This is a genomic window from uncultured Shewanella sp. (assembly GCF_947491715.1).
Taxonomy (GTDB): Bacteria; Pseudomonadota; Gammaproteobacteria; order Enterobacterales; family Shewanellaceae; genus Shewanella.
In genome coordinates this window covers 36,233-48,517 of sequence record NZ_CANLKR010000018.1, presented here as the reverse complement: position 1 = coordinate 48,517, position 12,285 = coordinate 36,233, and the positions used below count along the sequence as shown (strand labels likewise).

Genomic DNA, 12,285 nt, shown 5'->3' with positions numbered 1-12,285 from the left:
TTAGGCTGAGCAATGGATATTTCGTTGTTTAATTTTATTCCAACAACTTACTTAATTGTTTCTTGTTAGGGGGTGACATTGATCTTGCAAAAGTGGGCTTAATTGAATTTTACAACGGCGGCAGCGGTATTGGGTTTGGCCTCTTACAACTTTATTATGGCGGCGTAGTGATAACTTAACAGTACCGCAATGGCATTGATAAAGAAATTGGCGCTCTGTTGATCCACTGATATCAAAATCATGGGTGGTACGTGGAGTAAGGCTAAACAGGTGCTGCATCATATGTTGCCACTCTTTACCATGAGGTTTGACCTTTCCAAACAGCTGATAAACCAGTAAATGACAGACTTCATGAGGGACAACTTCATTTAAAAAGGCGTCGCTGTTGTTGGCTAATAACTTTGGGTTAAATCTGAGATGATTATGATGTAAATGTGCCATACCTGCACATTTCCCTCGCAGTTTAAAACCGATACTAGCTCTGGGGAAATGCAAATCCAATAGCCGTTCTGCTTGTTGGTAGCAAGCTTCTACTCTATCGATAATAGACTGCTGTAATGGACTTAGAACACCTGAGGCTGGCATCAAACTTGGTGGTATTGGCGCAATAGACTGATGCACTTGCTGTTGCGTTTTTTTGAGAATGGATTGGAGTATTTTCATCATAAAATGTCAGATTACATCATCAAAGACTGTATTGATTCTTGATGAGTGAAACGTTGATGGAAAAAATCAAGAAACGCTTTGATGCTAGTGGCGAGTTGCCTTTTACTGGAATAGACGCCATAGACCTTAAAAGCCTCTATGGGCCACTCTGGTAATAAGGGTATTAATCGTCCGCTGGCAAGCTCTCCTTGGCAAACAGAGCTCGATAGCATGGCGATGCCAAAATCTTCGAGCACCAGTTGTTTTACCATTACAGCACTGTTGACTCTGACTTTCTTTTTAAAATTAATCATGGTTTTGGCTTGGCCTTTTCCCAGTGGCCAAATGGGCGCCGAGCGAGAGGTACCCAGTAATATACCTTGGTGTTGGGTCAAATCTTTTGGCGTTGCGGGTGTGCCGTGACTGCTTAAGTAATTAGGGCTGGCGACGAGAAGTGATTGGCGCTCAAATAATAACCTAGCAATCAAATCTGAAGACTGTAATGGCCCATACTTGATGGCAATGTCATAGCCTTCTCCGACGAGGCTGACATCATTATCGGTAAATTGAACATCCAGTTCAATATTGGGATAAAGGCGCATAAATCCGCTACACAAATGCGCGATCAGTTCTTGGCTAAAAGAAACGGGAATGGCAATGCGCAATGAGCCTGAGACATCATTATGGGTATTCTCAATCGTCGCTTTGGCAGCTTCTAACTCATCACTTATACTAGTACAGTGTTGAAAAAAAAGTGCACCCACTTGAGTCAGGCTCAAACTGCGTGTGTTTCGTTGAAGTAAGCGCACACCCAGTTGTTCTTCAAGCTGGGCAACCTTACGGCTAATCGTTGATTTTGGCATGCCTGTTTCGCGAGCAGCTTGAGAGAATCCTTTCGCTCGAACAACGGCGGCAAACAGCATCATACCGTTTAAATCTGGCATGTTAATGTCACTGTCTCAAAAATGGAACAAAGCGTCTAGCTTAGTTTAATGGTATTTGACATGATAACAAAGTTATATTCACGGGCTAAAAAAATTTTTGAGGCTAAGCAGAGGATCTTTAGATGACCAGCACAGATAAGCCCACTAACCAGACTCAGGTCGTTAGCGCCGATCCGCTTTTTTTAAAAGCGGAACAATTGGCCAAAGACTTCTCATTATTTCCTGAGCACAGCAAGCAAACCTTATCAGAAGAGATTAAGGGGCTTTTAAATGATGAAGCCATTGAAAGTAATTTAAAAAGTCTTGCTCAACTTGATGTAGATGAGTACGTCACTAAGGTTATTCAGCCCACACAAGACAAAAATCGTCTTGGGGCAAAACGTGTTATTGCCGACTTAAAAGGCAAGTTAATCACTGAAACCCACATCGGTTCTTTTTATAGTGCAGAAGTAGAGCTTAACTTTGGTTCTCGTGTCCGCCGTATTGGTTTTATTGCCCAAGAGCGTACAACGGCCAACGGTGCTTGGATGCCTGAGCATCATTTAGCTGCGTGTAAAGCGATTCGTCATTTTGCCGAGCTCGCTATGCCGATAGTGTATCTTATTGATACACCTGGTGCTGATGCGGGTGAAATTGCTAATAGTCAAAACCAAGCACATTCTATCTCAAAGGCTATTGCCGAAAGTGCGAATGTGGATGTCCCCACAGTGGGTATTGTGATTGGGGCGGGTTATTCTGGTGGGGCTATTCCTCTGGCTGCGGCGAACATCTTGTTGTCGTTACGTGATGGTATTTTTAATACCATTCAGCCTCAAGGTTTGCAAAGTATTGCGCGTAAATATAATTTATCTTGGCAAGAATGTGCCAAATCTGTGGGGGTCTCGCCAGAAGAACTTTATACTGCAGGTTGCATTGATGGTATTGTGGATTTCTCCCCCAGTGATAAAGATGAACGGCAACATAATCTACGTCGTGCCATTATTAGTAGTATCGAGGCGATAGAGCAAGCTGCAGTGCAATTTGTGCGTGAATCTGATGATTTACGTGAGCATTATGATCGTAGTTTAGCGCGCTTTGTTAAGCCCTCAAAGAGCTTAACGGCATTAGAAGTGAATGCTGAATTGGCTGTAGCGACTAATCCGACCATGTATTTTAACTTGTTCGGTAGTGCTTATCGTTATTTACGTTATTTGACCTTGCGTAGTCGTATTCACTCAATTTCACAAGAGCAATATGGTCGCTTATCTAAGGTGAGCGTGCCAGAAGGTGATTTGCTAGAGCGAATTGCCCAAGAGCAAAATAGAGTGTTCCAGTCATGGTTATCGAGCCCTGATAAACTCGTTTATGATGAAGATCTCAATAAACTTTGGGGTAACTTTATTGCTAAGCGTGAGGATGTGTCAACTGAACGTAATATGTTGACGCGTTTCATTTTAGGTGAACCGAAAGAGAATTATAAAAAGGCGCGTAAGGCCCTTATCTTTAATATAGGTTGGTCGTTATTCCATCGCTGGAAAGGTAATGCTGAGAATAACTTTAAAGGACTTATTCAGCACCTTGAAAGTTTACCTGATGCAGTGAAACAGGCTGACTGGCCTGAGCTGAACCAATTGACAGTTCTTGATGTTATTCAACATGAAGACCTTCGTGAAGATTTTATCTGGCAATGTCGTAATATTCTGATTTTTAATGCTTTATATGACAACGTGGTCGGTAATTTGGCGTCGATTGCGAAAGAAGCTATGATGTCAAAAAGTTTGGCACGTGGTTCCGTTAATAACCTGTTACATGATTCGATTGATTCGGCTATTTCGACACAAGATGTGCCTAATGATAAGAGTAAGTTTTATAAGTGGCTGAAATATTTCATGTCTCAGTCAAATCGTGCAGAGTTATTAACGCGCACTGAGCAATGGAAAAGTGTCGGATTCCCGCAATTAAATGACAGTTTGTTTGTTATTTTAACTTACTTCTTTGAACGTTTATTACCAGAATATTTTGATAGCGAAGAAGAAAGCAACGAATATACCGGTGCTATTAACCCTGTCCGTATTGGTCGCCGGAAAGATTTCTGGAACCGTTTGACCATGGGTTACCAAGATTTGTTGATCCAGAAAGTGCTACGTGATGAAAAGCGTGCGGGTAAAATGACGTGGAATGCCATTGTTGATAAATTCTTCACGCAATTTGAAGAGATTAATGGCGATAAAATTTCAGCTAATTTATTAAACTTTCCTGGCTTTAGATTATCTATTGAAGATGCGTTAGACAGGGGGGTTCGCCCTTGTGGTTTAATAACCGGATTAGCGGATTTTGAAAGTGAAGGCCAACACATGCGTGTGGGCGTTGCTGTGTCCAATACCGCTTTCCAAGCGGGTGCATTTGATATGGCCAGTGCTGAAAAATTCAGTGCGCTATTGATTGAGTGTGCTAAGCGCAAGCTACCTGTGATTTGCTTTATCAGTTCCGGTGGTATGCAAACAAAAGAAGGTGCGGCAGCGCTCTTTTCTATGGCGGTGGTTAACGATAGGATCACTCGCTTTATTCGTGATAATGAATTGCCTGTGCTTATGTTTGGTTATGGCGATTGTACCGGTGGTGCACAAGCCAGCTTTGTGACGCATCCTTTAGTACAAACTTATTACCTTTCTGGGACGAATATGCCTTTTGCTGGGCAAATGGTTGTACCTGCTTATTTACCTTCCACTTCGACTTTGTCGAATTACTTGTCTAAAGTACCAGGTGCTATGCATGGGTTAGTGACGAATCCATTTAGCAATACCATTGATGATCAGCTTGGAAGTATCGATCCCTTGATGCCAAAGCCGACATTGAATATCGAGAGTGTGATCACCAATGCTTTGTCAACGCTTGTTCCTGAAGCCTCTATTGCCGATCAAGAGATAGTGCAAGACGATCCACGTGGCTTGATGAAACCGATTAATAAAGTTTTGGTTCATGCTCGTGGCTGTACAGCGGTTAAGTTAATTCGTAAGGCGCACGATAATAATATCAATGTGGTATTAGTCGCATCCGATCCTGATATGACTTCAGTGCCTGCTGATATGCTGAAAGCAGATGATAAGCTTGTTTGTATTGGCGGTAATACCTCAGATGAGAGTTACTTGAATGCCTATTCGGTATTGAAAGTGGCTGAATATGAGAATGTTGATGCGCTTCATCCAGGAATTGGTTTCTTATCTGAAAGCCCACAGTTTGCAGCATTATGTGTTAATAATGGCGTTAACTTCGTTGGGCCTAGTGTACAAAGCATGACGACTATGGGTAACAAGTCAAATGCCATTAAAACGTCACAATCTCAAAATGTTCCTGTTGTACCTGGTAGTCATGGTATTTTAAATAATGCCGAGCAAGCCGTGAATGTGGCTAATGAGATTGGCTATCCTGTTTTGCTGAAAGCCGTACAAGGCGGAGGGGGTAAAGGTATTCAAGTTGTTGAGCGCCCAGATGATATGATTGGATTATTCCAGCAAACGTCAACAGAGGCGGCTGCGGCTTTCGGTAATGGTGATTTATACCTTGAGAAATATGTGACTAGCCTACGTCATATTGAAGTGCAATTATTACGTGATAAATTTGGTAATACGAAAGTGCTGGGATTACGTGATTGCTCTGTACAGCGTAATAACCAAAAAGTGATTGAAGAGTCAGGTTCAACGATGTTACCTGCTGATCTTCAAGAACAAGTGCTTGAGTATACTCGAGCCTTAGGTGACGTCACAGATTACATGGGCGCAGGTACAGTTGAGTTTATTTATAATCTTGATGCAAATGAAGTGTATTTCATGGAAATGAATACACGATTACAGGTTGAGCATCCTGTTACCGAAGCGACTTCAGGTATCGATATTGTCAGCGCGCAGTTTGATGTTGCTGCGGGCCGTTCAATTGAAAATCTAGAGCCAGTATCTCAAGGTTATGCTATTGAAGTTCGCGTGACAGCAGAGAAAGCGGCATTGGATAGCGATGGTATTTTACAGCTACAACCTAATCCTGGCATGATCACTGAATGTGTGATGCCTGAACGCGATGATGTTGAGATTATCTCTATCGCCGCCAGTGATAAAGAAGTATCTCCCTATTATGATAGTTTGATTGCGCAGATCATCTGTCGTGGTGAAAGTCGTGAGGATGTTGTTACTAAGCTATATGAATATTTAGATTCAGTGGTGTTGAAAGGTATTGCAACTAACATCCCATTGTTGAAGCGTATTTTGAAAGATGAGACGTTCAATAAAGGTGTTTACGATACTAATTATTTGCCACGTTTAATGGCTGAGTTAGATATTCCTGAGTTGATTGCTGAGATGGAAGCTGCAGCAGATACGGTGAGTGTGGATACAGAGTCGCTACGTGTTGGTGGTAGTAACGAATTGAAAGTGATAGCACAAGGTGCTGGTATTTTCTATACTTCACCTGCACCTGGAGAAGCTGACTTTGTTAAAGAAGGGGATATCGTTACTGTTGATCAGACACTGGCATTAACAGAAGCAATGAAAATGTTCTCTCAAGTGACACTTGCAGGCTTTAATCGTCAAAATGCTGTGTTATATCCAGAAGATAAAAAATACCGTATTGAGCGTATTCTTAATAGTAATGGTCAACAAGTATCACAAAATGACTTGTTATTTGTTGTATCACCCATTGAGAGTTAATCGGTAAAAGGGAGTTTTATTCTCTTAGCTTTTATTTAAAAGTTGAAAAAACGCCCACTTTAAAGTGGGCGTTTTTTTGACTGAAATCCGCTCAGCCTCTAAATGGTTTGAATATTCAACTTGTTTTAAATGTAAGTTTTAAGTGTTGAATATTGTGATTAATATATAATTCGCACATATTATTAACTAATATTTCATTATTTATTTTGTATTAATTCTTCTGTATTATAATTTGAGTATATAAATTTCTTATGTTAGATACTGTATGGTTGTTGATGTTAGTGTAAATTATAGGTTTTTTAAGTTTATTTGTAATGTATATTTATGTTACCATGACCCTTATTCTTTGAGTATAAAGACACTCTGTTTGGATAATTTGTGTTAAATATTTAACTCCTGAATAGTGATATAACAATAATTAATTTTTTTAAAATAGATATTGAATACGATTTTTTAAGTATTCATGTTATTTCTTTGAGAGACACTTTGATGTACATATCTAATGTAAAGGCAAATCAACATCAGGATATTGCTGATATTAATGGATTCAAACATGTTGGCGAAATAGCCGTTAAAGGTTGCCCTTACGACTTTATGCGCAGGGGTTTTTTCAGAAATGATATTCATGATTTTTATCTTTTTGGTAAGACTTCGCCATTGACTGATATTATTTCAAGTACTTTGAATCGGTTCAAATCATCTAATAATAATATCGGTCATGTCTATATTGAGTTGACATTTTTTAATGATAATCATGGTGATAGTCGTAATGGTACGGCCTGTGTTTCTATAGACTTAATTCGCAAAGAGTTGAAGGTGATTTCAGCGAGAGATGTCGATAATAACCAGATCCCTACATCAATAGAGCAAGTATCTGGCAATGATTTTGCTTTTTCATCTGAAAAGAAAAAGAGCAAATTTGAGACTTATATTCATTATATGTTTGATGTGAATAGAGATATGAATCAAGACTGTATTGCCGTTGAGTTTGATAAAGTTGGTGACGGCGGGATTTATACTTATCAATTACACAGCGAGTAAGTTGATTTTCCCATTTTAGTCAATGATAAAGAGATACTGATTTTTTCATTTCTATTTCCAATAGCGTTTCATTGAGCAGGAGGGCTTATTCCCTCCTTAGTATGGTTAAGTTTATTGCAATAAAGGATGATCTTCAGGTAATTGGCGACTTATCCATAAAATGAGCTTATGCTTCATATTGGGGCCGTCTTCTTTGTCTGTTGCAAGAGGCTGTATGAGTTTATCTTTGACGAGAAGGCGATAAATACATTCAACTTTATCTTTAGGAGAAATTCCTTTATCAAAGTCGGCGAAGCCTCTTTTTTTAGCGTAACCGACGCCAATTTCTATTGCGAGTTTTAACAGTTTTCCATCATTTTTTCCTGGTTTCATATGTTGTTTCCCTGTTTGTCGCTTTGTGCTTAAGTTGTGACTGATTTTCTATGAGTTGATAGGTTTTAATATCACTATCTATCCGTTTTAAAAACTATTCCTCTAATGAATAGGGTAATACTTGTATTTTTAAATTGGCCTGTAAATCGCCTTGAAAGCGCAATACCGCATCAGTTTTGGTATCATTAGCCAATACTGCTGTCAGTAATATTTTATTATCTTCCTGAACATATTCAATGATTTTCCCAGCATTGCGATAATGTTGCTCATCTAAGGCTATTTCTAACGGACTCTCTAGTGACACCTTTTGTTCTGTATAGCCTGAAATAATGTAGAGTGCACGCTTGTTACCGCCTCGGTATTTCATTCTCGCAATAGTCTCTTGTCCCATGTAACAGCCTTTTGTAAAGCTAATACCATTAATGGCTTGTAAGTTACACATTTGTGGGACGAAGGTCCCTTGGTGTGCGACATCAAGATTGGGATATCCTGAATGGATTTCGAGTGCTTGCCATGTTTCCTTAGTGCATATAAGCTCTTCATTATCTTTGATAATATTTTTGGCTTCACTGTCTGGAAGGACGAGAATAAAACGGTGGCTATCTCGAAGAATTATAGTGTTCTTGATGAGTGTGATGTTATTCACTATCTCACCAAATTGTTCTGTTATCCAGGCTAATGCCTGAGTGCCACTGATCCCAAGCAGCGTATATTCATCATTTGTTTCTGCTAGTTCCACTTGACTGAATACCGCATATTTTGCCAGTTGGGGCAGGTCTGCTATCAGTGTGGTTTTAGGCATTAATAGCAGTAAAGCATCATTTTGATTAAAAGCACGGAAACTGGCGAGCATTTTACCCTTTGGATCGCAATGTGCCCCCCATTGCCAGTCATCTGTTCCTAGTGCATCAATATCTGTTGTGACTTGCCCTTGAATAAAGCTATGTCGCTGTTCTCCCGTGATCTTCATTAAGCCTAAATGGGTGAGTGTACTGATACTTAATTGAGGAGAGGATGGGGTTAGAGTTCCGTTAGATTCAGTGAGAAGGCTAGTCATTGGGTGTTCCGACATTTTGTCTATTTGCAAGTTTCTCGATTGTAACCTTAATTTAGCTAGGTGCAATATCTAAAAAATAAAAGCACTCATAAAGAGTGCTTTTATTAGGGCCTGTTGATCTTTCGTGATTAAATTATGTCCGAGATAAACGTGTTTTAATCGCGGCAGGAGGGGTGACGCCTAGTGACCTAAGCAAATGCTTCCCAACAAAGAGTAAAACACGTTTAGCCGGATCCTACTGACAGCGTTTGTGGCTCCTTTCTACGGCGTTATCGCTTATTTATGTAGAATAACTACACCACACAAGCTCTGCCTTGTATAAAGAACCCACAAACTGCTGCAGAAATCATCACCAAAGATCAACAGGCCCTAGCAGGAGTGACTAACGTAAAATACGTGCTCTAATAGTGCCTTCAATGAGTTTCATTTGCTCGAGTGCTTTGCTGCCTTGATCAGAGTCAACCTCCATGACTACGTAACCAATATCTGCCGTTGTTTGTAAGTATTGTGCGGCGATGTTAATTCCTTGCTCAGAAAAAGCTTGGTTAATTTTGATCAGAATGCCGGGTTTATTGTGGTGAATATGTAATAAACGTGACGTGCCAGCGTGTTGTGCTAGCGATACTTCTGGGAAATTAACAGCTGTCATGGTGGAGCCATTATCTGAGTATTTGGCTAACTTGCCTGCAACTTCTATCCCTATATTTTCTTGTGCTTCTAATGTGCTACCGCCGACATGTGGTGTTAAAATGACATTGTCGAATCCACGTAATGGGCTGATAAACTCATCTTTATTAGACTTTGGCTCAACGGGGAAGACATCGATGGCAGCCCCAGCAAGGTGCTGTGTTTTAATCGCGTTAGCAAGAGCTGGAATATCAACAACGGTTCCACGAGAAGCGTTAATGAAGATACTGCCTTTGCGCATTTGGGTAAATTCTTTTTCGCTTATCATGTCTTTCGTTTGTGGAGTTTCAGGTACATGCAAACTGACCACATCAGCATTCGATAAAAGTGTTTCGAGAGAGTGTACCTGCTGTGCATTACCTAAAGGTAATTTATCTTCAATATCAAAGAAGATGACTCGCATGCCTAGAGTTTCAGCTAAAATACCTAATTGAGTACCAATATGCCCATAACCAATGACACCTAAGGTTTTACCACGCGCTTCAAAGCTGCCAATGGCATTTTTTAGCCATTCGCCTCTATGAGCTGCTGCATTGCGTTTTGGGATCCCTCGTAAAAGCATAATAGCTTGGCCCAGTACGAGTTCAGCTACACTTCGAGTATTGGAAAAGGGTGCGTTAAATACTGGGATCCCTCGTTTTTCGGCAGCTTTTAGATTGACTTGGTTAGTACCGATACAAAAACAGCCAATGCCGACGAGTTTGTCGGCTTGGTTAATAACGTTTTCGGTTAATTGAGTACGGGATCGTAATCCAACAAAATGCGCATCTTTAATGGCTATTTGTAAAGTTTCTTCTCCCAAAGAGGCTTTATGGTATTCAATATTGGTATAGCCGGCGCGTTGAAACACGTCAATAGCCGATTGATGAACGCCTTCTAATAACAGGATCTTGATTTTATCCTTTTCCAGCGAGTATTGCGCCATGATGTGAGTACCTTTTAAATGTGTTGGTTTCTGCAAGTATCTGTTGTGTATACCCGTGATACTTGAAGATGCCTGTTTTCAGAGCCTGTAAAAGTGCCTAATTCAAGGCGTATTATTGCAGGAATGCTTATTGCCTTTTAAGGTGATGCAACGTAGAAGTAGGTGATTTTACAGACTCCCAAGGGGCTGGTCTCTTTATATGTAAAAGCAAGGCCTTTTATTCTGCGTTACTGAACACCAGCTTAGAATCACTAGGCACGCTGTTCAAAGCCTTGTCTAAAAGGCTTTTAATTCCAGCTGAATCCTGCATCTTCAAGTATCACGGGTATATAAAGTAACATTTTTTATTTGCAGTGTGGAGGGCTAGATGGCTAAAGTGTTTGTTTTACATTTAGAACAATATTATCTAAGGAGAAATTATTTTGCATAACAAACTCTTATGGTTAATGACATATTTTGTCGTATTGATATGGTCAGGAATAAACCCTAAAGATCAATTTACTTGGTTTTTAGAAGTATTACCTGCAATCATTGCTTTACCTATCTTATTTTTTACTTTTAAAACCTTTAAGTTAACAAGGTTATCTTATGGTTTGATTCTGCTTCACTGTATCATTCTAATGGTAGGGGGTCATTATACTTATGCTGAAGTGCCTCTTTTTGATTGGATTGCAGAGGTGACAAACACTGGCCGTAATAACTATGACAAAATAGGCCATTTGGCTCAGGGGTTTATTCCTGCAATATTGGCTCGAGAAGTGTTCATTCGTTTGAATGTGATTAAAGAAAGTTATTGGCGACCCTTTCTTATTTGTTGTTTTGTTTTAGCGTTGTCAGCTTTCTATGAGCTCATTGAGTGGTGGGTTGCTGTGGGTACAGGAGAAGGTGCTGAAGCGTTTTTAGGCACACAAGGTTACGTCTGGGATACGCAATCAGACATGTTGATGGCATTGCTGGGCGGGATCTTAGCATTGATTTTTCTTTCTAGATATCATGACCGGCAAATCGTGCGCTTAGAGAATTAATGATTGAAGCTGTGTGATGGACTGAGCTTAAGATGAGGATTGATACTCATTTGGGTAAAATTCTCGTCCTGTCCTATACTAAAGACTTATTACTAATATTATTCTTGGAAAAGGATCCTTTCTATTTATAGTCAAAGGTACACAGTATGGAAGATATCGATGAATTAGTTTTTTTTCATCAAATGAGTACCCCTTGCCATTTGGCTATTCTCGCTGAGTCTATTGGTTTTAAAACACGGGTTGTGAGTAAAGTTGAGCAACTGGAAATGGAAAATAAAAGCAGTTTTTATTTGATTGCTCAGCAAAAGGCAGCACTAAATAATAATGGTATACCATTAGTTGCAGTGAAGCTTGTACAACATGTTCCTGTGGCCCTATATTGTGTTGACAGAGATACATTAGACTTAGAGTCTGCGCTTATGTTGGGTATTAGAGGTGTTTTGTTTGTCGATCAAAGGATGGATTTATTATTAACGGCATTACGTAAAATGATCGCGAATGAACTTTGGTATGAAAGGCCATTATTAAGTAAGGTTTATCGGCATTTAATTGAGCAATCCGATCCTGCTGCGGGATTATCTCCTCAATCTGTTGCTGCGTTGCACTTGTTAACGACTCGAGAAAAAACAATTATTCAATTAGTTGCCAGTGGTGCAAGAAATAAAGAAATTGCAGAGCGTTTATGTATTAGTGAGCATACTGTAAAGGCACATTTATCCTCTATTTATCGCAAAACGGAATCGAGGAATCGTGTTGAGCTATTACGCTGGGCACAAACATTTCAAAGTCATTTCTAGTTTATTTTTTAGCTGTTTCTTTGCTTTAACCTGTCTTATTTTGTTACTTCAGTGGGAAGTTTCTATCTTTATTTAGATTATTTTAATGTTAACTTAAATTTTTATTTATAAAGGAT

General features: G+C 39.7%; 9 protein-coding genes. 4 read left to right on the top strand and 5 right to left on the bottom strand.

Translation table 11 applies throughout. The annotated features are described in order from the left end of the window. Positions 1 to 51: 51 nt before the first annotated feature. A complete protein-coding gene (locus Q0779_RS13195; protein WP_298773213.1) occupies positions 52 to 666 on the bottom strand; it encodes a SprT family zinc-dependent metalloprotease in 615 nt (204 codons plus the stop codon). Between the two features lie 11 nt (positions 667 to 677). After that, the gene (locus Q0779_RS13190; RefSeq protein WP_298773212.1) at positions 678 to 1,589 is read right to left on the bottom strand and encodes a LysR family transcriptional regulator; all 912 of its coding nucleotides are present in this window, start codon (positions 1,587 to 1,589) and stop codon (positions 678 to 680) included. A gap of 122 nt (positions 1,590 to 1,711) precedes the next feature. Between Q0779_RS13190 and Q0779_RS13185 the strand changes: the two genes are divergently transcribed. Both Q0779_RS13185 and Q0779_RS13180 read left to right on the top strand, forming a co-directional pair. Continuing rightward, complete coding sequence (locus tag Q0779_RS13185; protein WP_298773210.1) at positions 1,712 to 6,265, top strand: biotin carboxylase N-terminal domain-containing protein; 4,554 nt, start codon at positions 1,712 to 1,714, stop codon at positions 6,263 to 6,265. A gap of 489 nt (positions 6,266 to 6,754) precedes the next feature. Then, positions 6,755 to 7,306, top strand: coding sequence for a hypothetical protein (locus Q0779_RS13180; RefSeq protein WP_298773209.1), 552 nt, complete (start codon positions 6,755 to 6,757; stop codon positions 7,304 to 7,306). Positions 7,307 to 7,417: 111 nt separating this feature from the next. On the opposite strand, the gene Q0779_RS13175 is transcribed toward Q0779_RS13180, so the two are convergent. The 3 genes from Q0779_RS13175 to serA all read right to left on the bottom strand — a co-directional run bounded on the left by Q0779_RS13175 (position 7,418) and on the right by serA (position 10,347). Beyond that, the gene (locus tag Q0779_RS13175; protein ID WP_298773207.1) at positions 7,418 to 7,678 is read right to left on the bottom strand and encodes a DUF5062 family protein; all 261 of its coding nucleotides are present in this window, start codon (positions 7,676 to 7,678) and stop codon (positions 7,418 to 7,420) included. Between the two features lie 94 nt (positions 7,679 to 7,772). Next, positions 7,773 to 8,735, bottom strand: coding sequence for a tRNA-modifying protein YgfZ (gene ygfZ / locus Q0779_RS13170; protein ID WP_298773205.1), 963 nt, complete (start codon positions 8,733 to 8,735; stop codon positions 7,773 to 7,775). A gap of 382 nt (positions 8,736 to 9,117) precedes the next feature. Beyond that, a complete protein-coding gene (serA, locus tag Q0779_RS13165; RefSeq protein ID WP_298773203.1) occupies positions 9,118 to 10,347 on the bottom strand; it encodes a phosphoglycerate dehydrogenase in 1,230 nt (409 codons plus the stop codon). Positions 10,348 to 10,769: 422 nt separating this feature from the next. Here serA and Q0779_RS13160 point away from each other — a divergent pair, with 422 nt between their 5' ends. Together Q0779_RS13160 and Q0779_RS13155 are read left to right on the top strand one after the other, a co-directional pair. Then, on the top strand, positions 10,770 to 11,372 hold the full coding sequence (locus Q0779_RS13160) for a DUF2238 domain-containing protein (RefSeq protein ID WP_298773201.1): 603 nt from the start codon (positions 10,770 to 10,772) through the stop codon (positions 11,370 to 11,372). A 146-nt stretch (positions 11,373 to 11,518) separates the two neighbouring features. After that, a complete protein-coding gene (locus Q0779_RS13155; protein WP_298773199.1) occupies positions 11,519 to 12,169 on the top strand; it encodes a response regulator transcription factor in 651 nt (216 codons plus the stop codon). Positions 12,170 to 12,285 lie beyond the last annotated feature (116 nt).

What these genes read in the sequence shown, in the direction of transcription:
- Q0779_RS13195 (WP_298773213.1), bottom strand. Translation starts at nt 666, where the DNA reads ATGATGAAAATACTCCAATCCATTCTCAAAAAAACGCAACAGCAAGTG.
- Q0779_RS13190 (WP_298773212.1), bottom strand. Translation starts at nt 1,589, where the DNA reads ATGCCAGATTTAAACGGTATGATGCTGTTTGCCGCCGTTGTTCGAGCG.
- Q0779_RS13185 (WP_298773210.1), top strand. Translation starts at nt 1,712, where the DNA reads ATGACCAGCACAGATAAGCCCACTAACCAGACTCAGGTCGTTAGCGCC.
- Q0779_RS13180 (WP_298773209.1), top strand. Translation starts at nt 6,755, where the DNA reads ATGTACATATCTAATGTAAAGGCAAATCAACATCAGGATATTGCTGAT.
- Q0779_RS13175 (WP_298773207.1), bottom strand. Translation starts at nt 7,678, where the DNA reads ATGAAACCAGGAAAAAATGATGGAAAACTGTTAAAACTCGCAATAGAA.
- ygfZ (WP_298773205.1), bottom strand. Translation starts at nt 8,735, where the DNA reads ATGACTAGCCTTCTCACTGAATCTAACGGAACTCTAACCCCATCCTCT.
- serA (WP_298773203.1), bottom strand. Translation starts at nt 10,347, where the DNA reads ATGGCGCAATACTCGCTGGAAAAGGATAAAATCAAGATCCTGTTATTA.
- Q0779_RS13155 (WP_298773199.1), top strand. Translation starts at nt 11,519, where the DNA reads ATGGAAGATATCGATGAATTAGTTTTTTTTCATCAAATGAGTACCCCT.